We start from the raw sequence: 16,665 nt of genomic DNA on the forward strand, positions 1-16,665 counted from the left end.
ACGTTCGTACTGAACTTTCAGGCGTCTCCCACGGGTTTCTGTCGACGAAGCCTGGCCTCGGCCAGGCTTCGTGCTATCGGAAGCTCGCTGCGGCGGCCTTAATACCTGGAAATCTTCATGCGCAGTCCCTATTGGTTGTTCCTCGTCCTGCTCCTGCTGCTCGGCGGCCTGCAATATCGCCTTTGGGTCGGTAATGGCAGCCTGGCGCAAGTGACCGAGCTCAAGCAGCAGATTGACGAACAGCACGCCGAGAACGAACGGCTGCTGGAGCGCAATCGCGTGCTCGATGCTGAGGTACTGGAGTTGAAGAAAGGTATGGAGACCGTGGAAGAACGGGCTCGTCATGAACTGGGGATGGTCAAGGAAGGCGAAACCCTCTACCAGCTGCCGCAAAAATGACTCATGTATTGCCGGCCTTCTGGGCCGTGATTCCTGCTGCGGGCGTTGGTGCCCGCATGGCTGCCGACCGCCCCAAGCAGTACCTGCAACTGGGCGGGCAGACCATCCTCGAGCATAGCCTCGACTGTTTTCTTGGCCACCCCGCGCTCAAGGGCGTGGTGGTCAGCATTGCCGATGATGACCCGTACTGGCCCGGCCTGCGTTGCGCCAGCGATGGGCGCATCCAGCGTGCGGCCGGTGGCCGCGAGCGGGCCGATTCGGTGCTCAATGCGTTGTTGCTGCTGCACGCCCAAGGGGCGAGCGATGACGACTGGGTGTTGGTGCACGATGCGGCGCGGCCGAACCTGGCGCGTAGCGATCTGGACAAGTTGCTGTCAACCCTGGCTGACGACCCGGTCGGTGGCTTGCTGGCCGTCCCTGCTCGGGACACGCTCAAGCGTGCCGACGGCGAGGGGAGGGTAGCGGCGACGGTCGATCGCAGCACCGTCTGGCAGGCCTACACCCCGCAGATGTTCCGCCTTGGGATGCTGCACGGGGCGCTGGCCGAGTGCCTGGTGTCCGATGTGGCGGTTACCGACGAGTCGTCTGCGGTCGAATGGGCCGGGTATGCCCCGCGCCTGGTTGAAGGGCGCAGCGACAATATCAAGGTGACTCGGCCGGAAGATTTGGAGTGGTTGCGCCAGCGTTGGGCCGCTCGACGCTGAAGCTTCAGTGCAGCAATGGCCCTTTCGCGGGCAAGCCCGATCCCACAGGATCTCCACTTGTTTTGAAATCTGTGGGGTCCCTGTGGGAGCGGGCTTGCCCGCGAAGAGGCCGGTAAACCCAGCACACGTCATTCAGCCCTGCCGATATTCCGGCAACTGCGCCAACCCTTCCTTGAGGTAGTCCACCAACCGCCGCACCTTCGGCGACAGATGCCGCTGCTGCGGATACAGCGCCCACACCGCCGTATTGGGCGGCTGGTGCCCTTCGAGCAGCGACACCAGCGCCCCGTTGTGCAGATGCTCCAGCACGTAATAGTCCGGCAGCTGGCACAACCCCATCCCCTGCAACGCCGCATCCAGAACCGCCTGCCCGCTGTTGCAGCGCCAGTTACCTTGCACCCGCTGGCTGAACTCCCGCCCATCCTGCTGCAGCGCCCACAAGTCGGAGCTACCGATCAGGCAGTTATGCCGCGCCAGCTCCGACAGGCTATGGGGCCGTCCATAGCGCTCCAGGTAGGCGGGCGATGCGCACAGGTACATGCGCCGCGGCGCCAGGCGCGTGGCCACCAGCCGCGAATCTTGCAGGCGCCCCAGGCGGATGGCCAGGTCCATGCCCTCATGCAACAGGTCCAGGGTGCGGTTGCTCAACTCAACGTCGACCCGCAGTTGCGGGTACAGGCCCATGAACCGCGTCACCAACGGCACGATGAAACGTTCGCCATAAGCCACGGCACAGGTCATGCGCAGCAAACCCTTCGGTTCACTGGCCAGGTCGCCCATGGCGCGCAGGGCCTCTTCACGGCCGTCTTGCAGGCGCTGGCAATGTTGCAGGAAGGTCTGGCCCGCCTCGCTCAGCGTGACCCGCCGCGTGCTGCGATAGAGCAGGCGGGTCTGCAAGCGCTCTTCGAGGCGGGCGATCTGGCGGCTGATATGCGACGAGGACACCCCCAGGCGCTCTGCAGCCGCCGTGAACTGGCCTGACTCGGCAACGGCGACGAATTCGTCGATGCCTTCCCAGCGACTGCTCATTGATTATCCCTGCATGGCAATAATGTTTTGTGATCTGCTGGATTATTCATAAAAAAGCGGTGAATTACACTGCAAGACTGAAATTCCACACCCTGTCTGGAGACCTTTGATGATCAAGTCCCGTGCTGCCGTAGCCTTCGAGGCCAAGAAACCCCTGGAAATCGTCGAAGTCGACGTGGCCATGCCCAAGGCCGGCGAAGTGCTGCTGCGGGTGGTCGCTTCGGGGGTTTGCCACACCGACGCCTACACCCTGTCCGGCGCCGACCCGGAAGGCATCTTCCCGTCGATCCTGGGTCACGAGGGTGGGGCGATCGTCGAAGCCGTGGGTGAGGGCGTGACTTCGGTGGCGGTCGGCGACCATGTGATCCCGCTGTACACCCCGGAGTGCGGCCAGTGCAAGTTCTGCCGCTCCGGCAAGACCAACCTGTGCCAGGCGATCCGCGCCACCCAGGGCAAGGGCCTGATGCCCGACGGCACCACCCGCTTCAGCTACAAGGGCCAGCAGCTGTTCCACTACATGGGCACCTCGACCTTCTCGGAATACACCGTGCTGCCGGAAATCTCCGTGGCCAAGATCCAGAAGGAGGCGCCGCTGGAAAAGGTCTGCCTGCTGGGTTGCGGCGTGACCACCGGTATCGGTGCGGTGCTCAATACCGCCAAGGTCAAGGCGGGTGACACCGTGGCCATCTTCGGCCTGGGCGGCATTGGTTTGTCGGCGGTGATCGGTGCAGTGAAGGCCAAGGCCTCGCGCATCATCGCCATCGACATCAACCCAGCCAAGTTCGAGATCGCCCGCCAGTTGGGCGCCACTGACTGCATCAACCCGAAAGACTACGACCGCCCGATTCAGGAGGTGATTGTCGACCTCACCGACGGCGGCGTGGACTTCTCCTTCGAGTGCATCGGCAACGTCCAACTGATGCGCGCGGCGCTGGAGTGCTGCCACAAGGGTTGGGGTGAGTCGGTGATCATCGGTGTGGCCGGTGCCGGCCAGGAAATTGCCACCCGCCCATTCCAGCTGGTCACCGGCCGCGTCTGGCGCGGTTCGGCCTTTGGTGGCGTGCGCGGGCGCAGCGAACTGCCAAGCTACGTCGACATGGCCGAGAAAGGCGAGATCCCGCTGGACACCTTCATCACCCATACCATGGGCCTGGAAGACATCAACAAGGCCTTCGACCTGATGCACGAAGGCAAGAGCATCCGCAGCGTTATCCACTTCTGAGGCCTTGCCATGACGCTGGAAAACATCTCCTGCCAGAAAAGCTTCGGCGGCTGGCACAAGCGCTACCGGCACACCTCCAAGGTGCTTGGCTGCGACATGGTGTTCGCCGTGTACTTGCCACCCCAGGCCGAGCAAGGCGAAAAGCTGCCGGTGCTGTACTGGCTCAGCGGCCTGACCTGCACCGACGAGAACTTCATGCAGAAGGCCGGCGCCCAGCGTCTGGCCGCGGAACTCGGGCTGATCATCGTCGCCCCCGACACCAGCCCGCGCGGTGAAGGGGTGCCGGGTGACCCGGATGGCGCGTGGGATTTTGGCCTGGGTGCCGGCTTCTACCTCAACGCCACCCAGCAGCCCTGGGCCCAGCACTACCGCATGCACGACTACGTGGTGGACGAGCTGCCGGCGTTGATCGAGGCGCACTTCCCGGCCTCCGACCAGCGCAGCATCAGCGGTCACTCCATGGGCGGGCATGGCGCGCTGGTGTGCGCGCTGCGCAATCCGGGGCGTTACCGTTCGGTGTCGGCGTTCTCCCCCATCAGCAACCCGATGGATTGCCCGTGGGGTGAGAAGGCGTTCTCTCGATATCTCGGTGAAGACCGGGCGCGCTGGCGCGAGTGGGATGCCAGTGTGTTGCTGGCCGAGGCTAGCGAATGTCCGCCGTTGCTGGTGGACCAGGGCGATCGTGACGACTTCCTGGAAAAGCAGCTCAAGCCGCAGGCGCTGGAGCAGGCCGCGCGCAAGGGCGGCCACCGGCTGACCCTGCGCTTGCAGCCGGGCTATGACCACAGCTACTACTTCATCGCCAGCTTCATCGATGAGCACCTGCGCCATCATGCGGTGGCATTGGGGAGGGTGTAGGCCGTAGTCGCGAGGTCGGCCTGATCGCCGGCAAGCCGGCTCCCACAATGCGGTCCTTGTGGGAGCCGGCTTGCCGGCGATGGGCTGCGAAGCAGCCCCAACACCTCAAAAGCAGGTAGAATCACGCCCTGACTCAATCAGGGCGTTTTTCTATGCGTATTGGCCATGGCTACGATGTCCACCGTTTCTGCGACGGTGATTTCATTACCCTGGGCGGGGTGCGTATCCCCCACAAATACGGCCTGCTGGCCCATTCCGACGGCGATGTGCTGCTGCACGCCCTGAGCGATGCCCTGCTGGGTGCCGCGGCGTTGGGCGATATCGGCAAGCACTTCCCCGACACCGACCCGCAGTTCAAGGGCGCCGACAGCCGCGTGCTGCTGCGTCATGTGGTCGTTGTGGTCCGCGACAAAGGCTGGAAAGTGGGCAACGTCGACGCCACCATCGTCGCCCAGGCACCGAAGATGGCCCCACACATCGAAACCATGCGCCAGTACATCGCCGAAGACCTGCAGGTCGAGCTCGACCAGGTCAACGTCAAGGCCACCACCGAAGAGAAGCTGGGCTTCACCGGCCGTGAGGAGGGCATCGCCGTGCACGCGGTTGCCCTGCTGCTACCCGTATGACCGAACTGGAACTGCTGGGGCCGCGCGCCTCGGGTGATGCACTGGGCACCGCGGTGCTCAAGGCGGTAGCCGAAGACTTCCAGGTCGATGAAGTGCTGGATATCCCGCTGTCCGGCCAGGGCGAGCACCTGTGGCTGTGGGTCGAGAAGCGCGACCTCAACACCGAAGAGGCCGCCCGCCGCCTGGCCCGCGCCGCTGGCGTGCCCGTGCGTTCGATCAGCTATGCCGGCCTCAAGGACCGCCAGGCCTTGACCCGTCAATGGTTCAGCCTGCACTTGCCAGGCAAGGCCGACCCGGACCTGTCCCGCGCAGAGGACGACACCCTGCGCGTGCTCAAGCAGGTGCGCCACTCGCGCAAGCTGCAACGCGGCGCCCATTCGGCCAACGGTTTCACCTTGCGCCTGACGGGTCTGACCGCTGACCACCAAGCCCTTGATGAACGCCTCGAGCAGCTCAAGCAGCACGGTGTGCCCAATTACTTCGGTGGCCAGCGCTTCGGCCATGCCGGCGGCAACGTCCACGATGCCCAGGAGTGGGCCGCGCGCCAGGCCCTGCCGGAACAACGCAACGTCCGTTCGCGGCTGCTCTCCGCCGCGCGCAGTTACCTGTTCAACCAGGTGCTCGCCGCACGGGTGGCCGACGGCAGCTGGCAGCGCGCCCAGGTGGGTGACCTGCTGGCCTTCACCGACAGCCGCAGCTTCTTCCCGGCCGGCGAGGCCGAATGCAGCGACCCACGGCTGGCGATTCTCGACCTGCACCCCACCGGCCCGATGTGGGGCGAAGGCGAAGCGCCCAGCAGCGGTGCCACGCAGGCTGTCGAGTCGACCATCGCCGAACGTCACCCAGCGCTGTGCCAGTGGTTGGCGCGCGCGGGCATGGATCACGAACGGCGCATACTGCGGCTCCCTATTGGGCGGCTGACGTGGCATTATCCCGAGCCTGATATCCTGCAACTGGAATTCGTCCTTCCGGCCGGATGCTTCGCCACCGTGGTGGTGCGCGAACTCGTCGATCTGGTGCCGGCAGGGCAGACGGACAGCCCATGCGTATTCTGATTTCGAATGACGACGGTGTTACCGCACCCGGCCTCGCCGCGCTGCACGCTGCGCTGGCGGACTACGCCGAGTGCGCGGTGATTGCCCCGGATCAAGACAAGAGCGGCGCCAGCAGCTCACTGACCCTCGACCGGCCGCTGCACCCGCAAACCCTGGCCAACGGCTTCATCAGCCTCAACGGCACGCCGACCGACTGCGTGCACCTGGGGCTCAACGGGCTGCTGCCGCATACCCCCGACATGGTGGTGTCCGGCATCAACCTGGGCGCCAACCTGGGTGACGACGTGCTGTATTCCGGCACGGTCGCCGCCGCGCTGGAGGGGCGTTTCCTGGGCGGTACTTCACTGGCCTTCTCGCTGCTTTCGCGCCAGCCCGACAATCTGCCGGCCGCCGCCCATATCGCCCGTCGCCTGGTCGAGGCGCAGGCGCGCCTGGAACTGCCGCCGCGCACGGTGCTGAATATCAATATCCCCAACCTGCCGCTGGAGCACATCCGTGGTATCCAGCTGACGCGCCTGGGGCATCGGGCACGGGCGGCGGCGCCGACCAAAGTGGTCAATCCGCGTGGCAAGGAAGGCTACTGGATCGCCGTGGCCGGCGACGCCGAAGACGGCGGGCCTGGCACCGACTTCCATGCCGTCATGCAAGGCTACGTATCGATCACCCCCTTGCAACTGGACCGCACCTTCAACGATGCCTTCGAGCGCTTCGAGGGCTGGCTAGAGGGTGTGCTCTGATGCGCGAACAGGACGATCTGCAACGGCGTGGTATCGGCATGACCTCGCAGCGTACCCGTGAGCGGCTGATCCAGCGTTTGTGCGAGGAGGGCGTCTCGAACCCCAAGGTGCTCGATACCATTCGTCGCACCCCTCGCCACCTGTTCGTCGATGAAGCCCTGGCGCATCGCGCCTACGAAGATACCGCGCTGCCGATCGGCCATAACCAGACCATCTCGCAGCCGTTCATGGTCGCGCACATGAGCGAGTTGCTGCTGGAGGCGGGGCCGCTGGACAAGGTGCTTGAAATCGGTACCGGGTCTGGCTACCAGACCGCGATCCTGGCGCAACTGGTCGAGCGGGTGTTCTCGGTGGAGCGCATCAAGGTCCTGCAGGACCGCGCCAAGGAGCGCCTGGTCGAGCTCAACCTGCGCAACGTGGTGTTCCGCTGGGGCGATGGTTGCGAAGGCTGGCCGGCGCTGGCGCCGTACAACGGCATCATCGTCACCGCGGTGGCGCCGGAAGTACCGCAGGCCTTGCTTGACCAACTGGCACCGGGTGGGCGCATGGTCATTCCGGTCGGGCCGGCGGGCGAGGTGCAGCAACTGATGCTGATCGTGCGTGAAGAGCATGGTTTTTCTCGGCGCGTGCTGGGCGCGGTGCGCTTCGTACCGCTGCTCAATGGCCCCCTGGCCTGAGCGACGCACCAGGAATATTTGCGTCAGCGACGAATTACTGCCCCCGTGCCCTGTCTATCTGGCGTGGTGCAGGCGTTAGCCGCGCTCACGGGCCACCTCAAGCGAGGCGGCTCGGTTATAATTGCAACAATATTGCATTTGGTATCGTCATCTTTTTGCACCATGAGGGGAGCGCGGGTGGGTCACACAGGCATGCGGCAGCGCAAGGATCGATCGGGTTTGAAGCTTCTGGCGATTGCGCTGGCCATGGGCACCCTGTTGGCCGGCTGCTCGAGCACAGGCTCCAGCGGTGCCCGCGTGGTCGACCGCAATAACGCGGCGCCCAAGCGCCCGGCCGTTACTTCTGGGCAATACATCGTCAAGCCCGGTGACACGCTGTTCTCCATCGCCTTCCGCTACGGTTGGGACTACAAGGAGCTGGCGGCGCGCAACAACATTGCCGCGCCCTATACCATCCGTCCCGGCCAGCCCATCCGTTTCAGCAGTGCCGCCGGGGGCACCACCACCGTGGTCAGTGGTCCGTCTTCGTCGAGCAGGACCACCGTGATTCGCCGTCCAGTCAACCCCACCACGCCAGCTGCCAACAATGGCAAATCGGCCACTCCGGCGCCTACGCCCTCCACGCAAACGGTTGCCACGGTGCCCGCCGCAGAGCGCGCCGTAGGCGGTTGGACGTGGCCGGCGAACGGTGTGCTGATTGGAAAATTTGCTTCAAACGGCAGTTTGAATAAAGGCATTGATATCGCCGGTGATTTGGGACAGCCTGTTTTTGCTGCGTCTGATGGTGCGGTGGTTTACGCCGGCAGTGGCTTGAGGGGTTACGGCGAGCTGGTCATCATCAAGCACAGCGATACCTACGTCAGTGCCTACGGTCACAACCGCAGGCTTTTGGTTCGGGAGGGGCAGCAGGTCAAGGCAGGGCAGACGATCGCAGAGATGGGGTCCACGGGCACTGATCGGGTGAAGCTGCATTTCGAGATTCGCCGCCAGGGCAAACCCGTCGATCCTCTCCAGTTCCTCCCACGCCGTTGACCGTTGTCCCAGCCTGTTCCTTGGATGTAGAGGGGACAGGCTCCAGCGCTGCCACGGAAAGGTGACGCTCGAGTCTGAGTTCGAACTCAGCAAAGGACTATAACAATGGCTCTCAGTAAAGAAGTGCCGGAGTTTGACATCGACGACGACCTGCTCTTGATGGAGACAGGCATCGTTTTGGAAACGGATGTGGTGTCAGACGAACCTGCTGTACCTTCGGTTCGGACCAAGTCGAAACAGGGCGCATCGCTCAAGCAGCACAAGTACATCGACTATAGTCGGGCGCTTGATGCCACGCAGCTGTATCTCAACGAAATTGGCTTCTCGCCGCTGCTCTCGCCGGAAGAGGAAGTGCATTTCGCGCGCCTGTCGCAAAAGGGCGACCCTGCCGGGCGCAAGCGCATGATCGAAAGTAACCTGCGCCTGGTGGTCAAGATTGCCCGCCGTTACGTCAATCGTGGCCTGTCGCTGCTCGACCTGATCGAGGAAGGCAACCTGGGCCTGATTCGTGCGGTGGAGAAGTTCGACCCTGAACGCGGTTTCCGTTTCTCGACCTACGCGACCTGGTGGATTCGCCAGACCATCGAGCGGGCGATCATGAACCAGACCCGCACCATTCGCCTGCCGATCCATGTGGTCAAGGAGCTCAACGTCTACCTGCGCGCCGCGCGGGAGCTGACGCAAAAGCTCGACCATGAACCGTCCCCGGAAGAAATCGCCAGCCTGCTGGAGAAACCCGTGGCCGAGGTCAAGCGCATGCTCGGCCTTAACGAGCGGGTCTCTTCGGTGGATGTCTCGCTGGGCCCGGACTCGGACAAGACGCTGCTCGACACGCTCACCGACGATCGCCCGACCGACCCCTGCGAGTTGCTGCAGGACGATGACCTGTCACAGAGCATCGACCAGTGGCTGGGCGAATTGACCGACAAGCAACGTGAGGTGGTGGTGCGTCGGTTCGGCCTGCGCGGGCACGAAAGCAGCACGCTGGAGGATGTGGGGCTGGAAATTGGCCTGACCCGCGAGCGGGTGCGGCAGATCCAGGTCGAGGGCCTCAAGCGGCTGCGCGAGATCCTCGAGAAGAACGGCCTGTCCAGCGAGTCGCTGTTCCAGTAGTACTGACGTAGCTGTCGAGACGCCCCGACTTGTTCGGGGCGTTTGCGTTTTTGGGATTTGGGAATGGCCTGTTCGCCGGCAAGCCGGCTCCTACGAAAGCGCCACGTTGCTGAACATTTACTTATCTACCCTAGTGCCATTGCATGTAAGCAATCGCTTACGCGTTGTGTAAGCGATTGCTGTAGGGATCGGTAAATCAAAGTCGTTTTCAATGACATACTTTTTCTAAAGTCATGAAAAATAAGGGTTTATTTTTATTTGTAAAAGTTTCATCTGAAACGATCGGAGAGATTCACCGCTTGTATGCGGTCTCGAAATCGCTAGTATTCGAACTGTGTCGACGGACTGACACAGGCTTTCAGGATGAAGGCCAAGGACATCGCAAGACGCGATTCATCAGGACGATGAGTGGGATATACAGGGACTACGGAAAAAAATGTGGGCGGTTCATACCGCCCCTTTTTTTTTGCCTGCGAAAACGAAAAAAGGCCCGTTACGGGCCTTTTTCACACCTGTGCTCAGCGCTCCAGGTCAGCGATCTTGCCGGTCTTGCCATCCCACTCTTCAGCGTCAGGCAGGGCATCCTTGCGCTCGGTGATGTTCGGCCAGATTTCTGCGAGTTCGGCATTGAGCTCGATGAAGTTTTCCATGCCGGCAGGGATCTCGTCTTCCGAGAAGATGGCCTGGGCCGGGCATTCAGGCTCGCACAGTGCGCAATCGATGCACTCGTCCGGGTGAATCACCAGGAAGTTCGGGCCTTCGTAGAAGCAGTCCACCGGACAGACTTCCACGCAGTCGGTGTACTTGCATTTGATGCAGTTGTCGGTGACGACGAAGGTCATTTCTAATTCTCTCCTCAGGCGACGGCAGCTTGCCCTTCCTTCCAGGGCAGCGCGGTTCACGGTGGTGGCAGCAGGCCAGGCTAATAACCTGCAGCGCTCGCGAACCGCGCCGGATTCTACCAGCTTGCGCGGGTGGCCGTTATAACAGGTTCTTTAGTTGATATAGCATTTCGATAGCTTGGCGCGGCGTCATGTCGTCCAGGTCCAGCTTGCCCAGCTTCTCGATGGCTGGGTGCGGCAGGCTGGCGAACAGGTCGCTTTGGTGCGGCACGCCTGGCTCGCCCTTGCTCTTGCTGGCAATCGGCGCTTCATGGGGCAGGCTGCTGGTTTCCAGGCGGCCCAGGTGCTCGCGGGCGCGCTGGATTACCGCTCCTGGCACACCGGCCAGCTGCGCCACGGCCAGGCCGTAGCTCTGGCTGGCCGGGCCCGGCAGCACATGGTGCAGGAACACGATGCGCTCGTTGTGCTCGGTGGCGTTCAGGTGCACGTTGGCCACCAGCGGTTCGCTCTCCGGCAGTACGGTCAGCTCGAAGTAGTGGGTGGCGAACAGCGTGTAGGCGCGCAGCTGGGCCAGGCGCTCGGCGGCGGCCCAGGCCAGCGACAGGCCGTCGAAGGTGCTGGTACCACGGCCCACTTCGTCCATCAGCACCAGGCTGCGGTCGGTGGCGTTGTGCAGGATGTTGGCGGTCTCGCTCATCTCGACCATGAAGGTCGAGCGCCCGCCGGCCAGGTCGTCGCTGGAGCCGATGCGGGTGAAGATGCGGTCGACCGGCGACAGTTCGCAACGGGCGGCCGGGACGAAGCTGCCGATATGGGCCATCAGCACGATCAGTGCGGTCTGGCGCATGTAGGTGGACTTACCGCCCATGTTCGGGCCGGTGATGATCAACATGCGCGTGCTGTTGTCGAGCCCCAGGTCGTTGGCCACGAACGGCGTGGTCAGCACCTGCTCGACCACTGGGTGGCGGCCCTGCTCGATGCGCAGGCAGGGTTCGTCGACGAAGCTTGGGCAGTTCAGGTCAAGGTTGAGCGCGCGCTCGGCGAGGTTGCTCAGCACGTCCAGCTCGGCCAGGGCCGCGGCGCTGTCCTGCAACGGCGCCAAGTGGCCGATGAGGGTTTCGAGCAGGGCGTCGTAGAGCATCTTTTCCCGGGCCAGGGCGCGGCTTTTAGCTGACAGCGCCTTGTCCTCGAAGGCCTTGAGCTCAGGGGTGATGAAGCGTTCGGCGCCCTTGAGGGTCTGGCGGCGGATATAGTCGCCTGGCGCCTGCTCGGCCTGCTTGGTCGGCAGCTCGATGAAATAGCCATGGACACGGTTGTAGCCGACCTTGAGGTTGGCCAGGCCGGTGCGGGCCTTCTCGCGGGCTTCCAGGTCGATGAGGAACTGGCCGGCGTTCTCGCTCATGGCCAGCAGTTCGTCCAGTTCGCTGTCGTAACCGGTCTTGAGCACGCCGCCGTCGCGGATGACCGCGGGCGGTGTGTCGATGATTGCCCGCTCCAGCAGGCCAGACAGTTCCGGGTAGGTGCCGGTGATCGCGGCCAGGCGCGCCAGGTGCGGTGCCTCCAGCTCGGCCATGGCGTTCTGCAGCTCGGGCAGGGCACCCAGGGCGTCGCGCAGGCGTGCCAGGTCGCGGGGGCGGGCATTGCGCAGGCCGATACGGGCGAGAATCCGCTCGATATCGCCGATCTCTTTGAGCTGCGGTTGCAGCTTTTCAAAGCGGTAGCCGTCGAGCAGGCAGCGGATCGAGTCCTGGCGCGCCTTGAGCACTTTCAGGTCGCGCAACGGGCGGTTCAGCCAGCGGCTCAGCAGGCGGCTGGCCATGGCGGTCTGGCAACGGTCGATTACCGATTGCAAGGTGTTGTCGCGCCCACCCGCCAGGTTGATGTCCAGCTCCAGGTTGCGGCGGCTGGCACCGTCGAGGATGACGGTGTCGTCCATGCGCTCATGGCGCAGGCTGCGCAGGTGGGGCAGGGCGGTGCGCTGGGTTTCCTTGGCGTAGGTCAGCAGGCAGCCGGCGGCGCCGATGGCCAGGGTCAGCTTGTCGCAACCGAAGCCCTTGAGGTCTTTGGTGGCGAACTGTTGGCACAGGCTCTTGCGCGCCGACTCACGGTCGAAGTCCCACGGCGCACGGCGGCGGGCGCCTGGGCGCTTCTCGGCCGGCAGGCCCTGTGGCCAGTCGTCGGGGATCAGCAGTTCCACCGGGTTGATCCGCTCGAGCTCCGCCAGCAGGTTTTCCCAGCCCTTGATCTCCTGCACGCTGAAGTTGCCGCTGGTGATGTCCAGCACCGCCAGGCCGAACAGCCGCTCGTCACCCAGCAGGGCGGCGATCAGGTTGTCGCGGCGCTCGTCGAGCAGGGCCTCGTCGCTGATGGTGCCCGGGGTGATGATCCGCACCACCTGGCGCTCCACCGGGCCCTTGCTGGTGGCCGGGTCACCGATCTGCTCGCAGATCACCACCGACTCGCCGAGCTTGACCAGCTTGGCCAGATAGCCTTCCAGCGAATGGAACGGAATCCCGCACATGGGGATCGACTGGCCCGCCGACTGCCCGCGGGCGGTCAGGGTGATATCCAGCAGTTTCGCGGCTTTCTTCGCATCCTCGTAGAAGATTTCGTAGAAGTCGCCCATGCGGTAGAACATCAGCTGGTCTGGGTGCTGGTGCTTGAGCTTCCAGTACTGCTGCATCATCGGGGTGTGTGCGGAGAGATCAGACATTCAGGGCCTTACAGCGGGTGGTCTGGTGGCATGTTTCGAAACGCGTAATGGTACAGGCTTTTTCCACCCGATGCAGGGGCGAAGGGTGGGGCAAATCTGCGCATCACCCGTAATAGTGGTTGAGCAGCAGCAGTTCGAACACCACCACGAAAACGCAGAACATCACGAAGCCCCGGGTGAACACTCGGCGGGGGCGTTCAAAGGAAGGCAATTGCTGAATGTTGAATATCAGCATCAGAAGCAACACAAACCAGGCAAGCAGTTGCCGTGGCCATTGGCGCCGAAGGGAGAGGTCCATGTCGGTGTTCGAATCCCTGCAATAGATGGAGCACGGCGTGACGATACCGGCCACCACCGCGGCAGACAAGGTAGGGCAAGCCGTTGTACGCAGTGATTGCATTCCGTCTGGCGTGGCTGCATTATGCACGCTATGCAAAAACGCAACGTAGCTTCCACACTCAGAGCACTGCTCGACCGCCACGGCCTGTCCCCGACAGAGCTGCATCGGCGCACGGGCGTTCCGCAATCCACCTTGTCGCGCATCCTCAGCGAGAAGATCGTCGACCCGTCCGACAAGCATGTGTCGAAGATCGCCGAGTACTTCGGCGTGAGCACCGACCAGTTGCGCGGCCGCGTCGAGCTGGGCGACTCTCGTGAAGCGGCGCCGCTCACCGAAGGCCATGCGGCGTTGAGCGACATCAGCCTGTGGGACGACGAGACCCCCGTCGAGGACGACGAGGTTTCCGTTCCTTTTCTTCGTGAGGTCGAATTGGCAGCAGGATCAGGAAGATTCGTCATCGAAGAGAGCGAGCATGCGCGCTTGCGCTTCGGCAAGCGCAGCCTGCGCCATAACGGCGTGCAGTTCGACCATGCCAAGTGCGTGACGGTGCGTGGCAACAGCATGCTGCCGGTACTGCGCGACGGTGCCACGGTCGGGGTCAACACCGCCAAGTGCTCGATCGGCGACATCATCGATGGCGATCTCTACGCCATCAACCACCATGGCCAGCTGCGGGTCAAGCAAGTCTACCGGCTGCCCACCGGCATTCGCCTGCGCAGCTTCAACCGCGACGAGCACCCCGACGAGGACTACAGCTTCCAGCAGATGCAGGAGGAGCAGATCAGCCTGCTCGGCCACGTCTTCTGGTGGGGTATGTACGCCCGCTGAGGCACACCCCGCACAACGAAAACCCGCCCCGGCGGGTTTTTTTTCGCCTACAGAAAAGCCCTACACCCCTTACGCGACAAAGCCTCCATGCATTTCAGCAAAATCCAATGCATAAAAGTTTTGCAAAATGCATTGACTGCATATGCATCAATGCATAACCTGTGTCTCAAGCCGGACAGCAACCGGTTGTTACACAGGCAGCGATGAACAGGCCTCGACTGTTCAGAGGGTTGGCAACTGGCCCGGGTGTGCAGCGTAAAGCACCACGATCAGTTATCCGGCGGGCAGGCGGCCGCGGTCGGAGTCACCAATTTGAAGCGGAACCGTGCGGCGTCACCAGTCGTGGCCGGCGGTTCGCCAACGCATTACTGAAAAGCCTGGGAGCCCGGGCTTTTTGGAATGCCGAAGGCAACAACATCCCGCCCGCCGGCATGTCGTCGGCGGGCATTACACAAGGAGTACAGGACAGTGACGAACGAGCAACAGACGTTGCTGGAGATGCCGCTCTGGCTGGTGATCGTCCTGGCATTGCTGGGCGGTCTTTCCGGCGAGATGTGGCGGGCGGACAAGGCCGGCGCCAGGGGCTGGGGGCTGCTCAGGCGGCTGGCGCTGCGCTCCGGGGCCTGCATGGTGTGTGGTGTTTCGACGGTCATGCTGCTGTATGCCACGGGCATGTCGATCTGGAGCGCCAGCGCCTTTGGCTGCCTCACCGCCATGGCCGGGGCCGACGTGGCCATCGGCCTCTACGAGCGTTGGGCGATCAAGCGCCTGGGGTTGCGTGAAGCACCTCGGGCCGATGAACACTAGGAGGATCCCGGATGAGCGAACTGGCCACTTTGCATGCGGCGCTGACCGCCACCATTCGTGAGGCGATACCGGAACTTGCGTCAGTCGATGCCCATGCTGTTGCAGGCAACGCCTCGCCACTGCCCGCCCTGCGTCACGGCATCGTGCGCATGGTCGCCGATGCCGCCCCACGGGATGGGCGCTCGGTGCTGATTGCCACCTTCGAGGCGGACATCACCCCCGACAACGCCAACCCCGAGGCGCGCCTGCAGGGCTGCGTGCTCGCCGGGCAGTTGATGGACCTGCTGCGCCAGCAGCTGTGGGGCCTGGACTTCGTCGAAGCGAGCCGTAACGTCCAGGCACAGTTCGAAGGTGCCGGCTGGACGGTGCGCTGGGACCAGCCGGTGCTGCTGGGCGAGGTGCAGTGGCAATGGCCGGACCAACCGCCGGGCAGCCTGATGCTGGGCTTCGCCCCTGACACCGGCGCCGGCAACGAGGCCCTGTACCATGCGCCGGAGGACCTGGCATGAGCCACGCCAGTGCTATGCACGACCGCATGCTCGCCAGCCTGGTCATCCCCTGCCAGGTGGTGGCGGTGGACCTGGCCGCGGCGCGGGTGCGGGTATCCGATGGCGGCGACTGGACCAGCGCCTGGCTGCGCTGGCATGCCCAGGCCGCCGGCAAGGCTCGCCATTGGCGGGCGCCGAGCCTGGGCGAGCAGGGCGTGCTGGTCAGCCCCAGCGGCGACCCGGCCCAGGGCACCTTCGTACCCGGGCTGTATGGCAATGCCGGCAGCCCGCCGGATAACCGCGACCATGTAGAGGTCTGGCGCTTCGAGGACGGCGGCACGCTGACCTACGACTGGCAGGCCAAGCGCTACGACATCCAGCTGCCCAGCGGCAACGCCAGCGTGAAAGTGGGCGCCAGCACGCTGCTGGTCAGCGACAGCGCCATCACCCTCGATGCCGCGTCCATCACCCTCACCGGCAACGTCGCCATCAACGGCCCGCTGGTCGTCAGCGGCGACATCAACGGCGGCGGGCGCATCATCGACACCGCCGGCAACACCGCCAACCACAAGCACTGACCCCGCCCAGCCGATGCCAGGGAGGCATACACATGCTCAATGACCTGCGTTGCGGCCACTGCGCGCGACTGCTCGCCCGTACGGGCGGTTTCACCGAACTGCAGATCAAGTGCCCGCGTTGCGGCACCTTGAATCATGCCAAGGCCTCGAGCCCTGAACGATCGCCTGCGAGCGACATGAACGCGCCGTTGTGCGCACCCATCATTCAACTTCGCAGGTAACCCAACATGGAAGCCGTAAAAGTAGGCAAGCACTTCATCACTGTTTATCCCACCACCTTCCCCAACAGCGTCGCCCAGGTCGTCGACCCGGCGCAGAACACCGATGGTGTCTACCTGCGCACTGCCACGCTGGTCACGGCGGGCGGCACCTTGAACCTCTACAGCGGCAAGGTCGCGCCAAGCCGCATCGGTGACCCGGTCGCCGCTGGCATCTTCGGTGGCGTTGCCGGTACCACCAACATGCAGTACCAGCTCGCCTACCCGCTGTTCATTCCCGCCGGCCATGGTTTGTGGGCCGCCGCGAACGCCTCGGGTGCAGCCATCGCGCTGACCTGGGACTTCGTGGCCTGAGCCCGCCTGGCGAGTGCTTGCACTCGCCAGCGCACAGATTAGGAG

20 protein-coding genes are annotated in these 16,665 nt (G+C 63.7%); 16 read left to right on the forward strand and 4 right to left on the reverse strand.

The genetic code is table 11. The features are described 5' to 3' along the window. The first annotated feature begins 117 nt into the window (after positions 1 to 117). A complete protein-coding gene (ftsB, locus tag IX761_RS13525; protein WP_110992403.1) occupies positions 118 to 399 on the forward strand; it encodes a cell division protein FtsB in 282 nt (93 codons plus the stop codon). Beyond that, entirely contained in the window at positions 396 to 1,103 is a 708-nt protein-coding gene (gene ispD / locus IX761_RS13530) for a 2-C-methyl-D-erythritol 4-phosphate cytidylyltransferase (protein WP_194790086.1), read from the forward strand. Before ftsB ends, ispD begins: the two co-directional genes overlap by 4 nt. 132 nt (positions 1,104 to 1,235) lie before the next feature. On the opposite strand, the gene IX761_RS13535 is transcribed toward ispD, so the two are convergent. After that, positions 1,236 to 2,132, reverse strand: a complete 897-nt coding sequence (locus IX761_RS13535; RefSeq protein ID WP_194790087.1) for a LysR substrate-binding domain-containing protein — start codon at positions 2,130 to 2,132, stop codon at positions 1,236 to 1,238. Between the two features lie 109 nt (positions 2,133 to 2,241). Between IX761_RS13535 and IX761_RS13540 the strand changes: the two genes are divergently transcribed. The 8 genes from IX761_RS13540 (at position 2,242) to rpoS (ending at position 9,452) form a co-directional block, all read left to right on the forward strand. Further along, entirely contained in the window at positions 2,242 to 3,354 is a 1,113-nt protein-coding gene (locus tag IX761_RS13540; RefSeq protein ID WP_194790088.1) for an S-(hydroxymethyl)glutathione dehydrogenase/class III alcohol dehydrogenase, read from the forward strand. 9 nt (positions 3,355 to 3,363) lie between these two features. Further along, positions 3,364 to 4,212 (forward strand): S-formylglutathione hydrolase, encoded by an 849-nt coding sequence (gene fghA, locus IX761_RS13545; protein WP_194790089.1) that lies wholly within the window; start codon positions 3,364 to 3,366, stop codon positions 4,210 to 4,212. A gap of 152 nt (positions 4,213 to 4,364) precedes the next feature. Next, positions 4,365 to 4,838, forward strand: a complete 474-nt coding sequence (gene ispF / locus IX761_RS13550) for a 2-C-methyl-D-erythritol 2,4-cyclodiphosphate synthase (RefSeq protein ID WP_194790090.1) — start codon at positions 4,365 to 4,367, stop codon at positions 4,836 to 4,838. Continuing rightward, the gene (gene truD, locus IX761_RS13555; protein ID WP_194790091.1) at positions 4,835 to 5,893 is read left to right on the forward strand and encodes a tRNA pseudouridine(13) synthase TruD; all 1,059 of its coding nucleotides are present in this window, start codon (positions 4,835 to 4,837) and stop codon (positions 5,891 to 5,893) included. Before ispF ends, truD begins: the two co-directional genes overlap by 4 nt. Further along, on the forward strand, positions 5,881 to 6,630 hold the full coding sequence (gene surE, locus IX761_RS13560; RefSeq protein WP_194790092.1) for a 5'/3'-nucleotidase SurE: 750 nt from the start codon (positions 5,881 to 5,883) through the stop codon (positions 6,628 to 6,630). The genes truD and surE overlap by 13 nt, the downstream gene beginning before the upstream one ends. Before the next feature lie 38 nt (positions 6,631 to 6,668). After that, on the forward strand, positions 6,669 to 7,307 hold the full coding sequence (locus IX761_RS13565) for a protein-L-isoaspartate(D-aspartate) O-methyltransferase (RefSeq protein WP_194790210.1): 639 nt from the start codon (positions 6,669 to 6,671) through the stop codon (positions 7,305 to 7,307). A gap of 177 nt (positions 7,308 to 7,484) precedes the next feature. Continuing rightward, positions 7,485 to 8,339 carry a peptidoglycan DD-metalloendopeptidase family protein gene (locus tag IX761_RS13570; RefSeq protein WP_194790093.1) on the forward strand — a complete coding sequence of 285 codons (855 nt, stop codon included), beginning with the start codon at positions 7,485 to 7,487 and terminating at the stop codon, positions 8,337 to 8,339. A 105-nt stretch (positions 8,340 to 8,444) separates the two neighbouring features. Next, on the forward strand, positions 8,445 to 9,452 hold the full coding sequence (rpoS, locus tag IX761_RS13575) for an RNA polymerase sigma factor RpoS (RefSeq protein ID WP_011535249.1): 1,008 nt from the start codon (positions 8,445 to 8,447) through the stop codon (positions 9,450 to 9,452). Between the two features lie 518 nt (positions 9,453 to 9,970). On the opposite strand, the gene fdxA is transcribed toward rpoS, so the two are convergent. The 3 genes from fdxA to IX761_RS13590 all read right to left on the reverse strand — a co-directional run bounded on the left by fdxA (position 9,971) and on the right by IX761_RS13590 (position 13,407). Beyond that, positions 9,971 to 10,294: a ferredoxin FdxA gene (gene fdxA, locus IX761_RS13580; protein ID WP_051097441.1), complete on the reverse strand. Its 324-nt coding sequence runs from the start codon at positions 10,292 to 10,294 to the stop codon at positions 9,971 to 9,973. A 139-nt stretch (positions 10,295 to 10,433) separates the two neighbouring features. Beyond that, positions 10,434 to 13,007 carry a DNA mismatch repair protein MutS gene (gene mutS / locus IX761_RS13585; protein WP_194790094.1) on the reverse strand — a complete coding sequence of 858 codons (2,574 nt, stop codon included), beginning with the start codon at positions 13,005 to 13,007 and terminating at the stop codon, positions 10,434 to 10,436. A gap of 103 nt (positions 13,008 to 13,110) precedes the next feature. Then, positions 13,111 to 13,407 carry a hypothetical protein gene (locus tag IX761_RS13590; protein WP_194790215.1) on the reverse strand — a complete coding sequence of 99 codons (297 nt, stop codon included), beginning with the start codon at positions 13,405 to 13,407 and terminating at the stop codon, positions 13,111 to 13,113. 21 nt (positions 13,408 to 13,428) lie between these two features. On the opposite strand from IX761_RS13590, the gene IX761_RS13595 reads away from it, so the two are divergent. The 6 genes from IX761_RS13595 (at position 13,429) to IX761_RS13620 (ending at position 16,620) form a co-directional block, all read left to right on the forward strand. Beyond that, positions 13,429 to 14,175, forward strand: a complete 747-nt coding sequence (locus IX761_RS13595) for a LexA family transcriptional regulator (RefSeq protein ID WP_194790095.1) — start codon at positions 13,429 to 13,431, stop codon at positions 14,173 to 14,175. Positions 14,176 to 14,643: 468 nt separating this feature from the next. Continuing rightward, entirely contained in the window at positions 14,644 to 14,982 is a 339-nt protein-coding gene (locus IX761_RS13600; RefSeq protein WP_194790096.1) for a phage holin family protein, read from the forward strand. A gap of 11 nt (positions 14,983 to 14,993) precedes the next feature. Next, the gene (locus tag IX761_RS13605; RefSeq protein ID WP_194790097.1) at positions 14,994 to 15,491 is read left to right on the forward strand and encodes a hypothetical protein; all 498 of its coding nucleotides are present in this window, start codon (positions 14,994 to 14,996) and stop codon (positions 15,489 to 15,491) included. After that, positions 15,488 to 16,048 carry a phage baseplate assembly protein V gene (locus tag IX761_RS13610; RefSeq protein ID WP_194790098.1) on the forward strand — a complete coding sequence of 187 codons (561 nt, stop codon included), beginning with the start codon at positions 15,488 to 15,490 and terminating at the stop codon, positions 16,046 to 16,048. The genes IX761_RS13605 and IX761_RS13610 overlap by 4 nt, the downstream gene beginning before the upstream one ends. A 32-nt stretch (positions 16,049 to 16,080) precedes the next feature. Beyond that, a complete protein-coding gene (locus IX761_RS13615; RefSeq protein WP_194790099.1) occupies positions 16,081 to 16,269 on the forward strand; it encodes a Com family DNA-binding transcriptional regulator in 189 nt (62 codons plus the stop codon). Between the two features lie 6 nt (positions 16,270 to 16,275). Next, on the forward strand, positions 16,276 to 16,620 hold the full coding sequence (locus tag IX761_RS13620; RefSeq protein WP_194790100.1) for a hypothetical protein: 345 nt from the start codon (positions 16,276 to 16,278) through the stop codon (positions 16,618 to 16,620). Positions 16,621 to 16,665: the final 45 nt, after the last annotated feature.

Source organism: Pseudomonas sp. UFMG81, from assembly GCF_015354575.1.
Taxonomy (GTDB): domain Bacteria; phylum Pseudomonadota; class Gammaproteobacteria; order Pseudomonadales; family Pseudomonadaceae; genus Aquipseudomonas.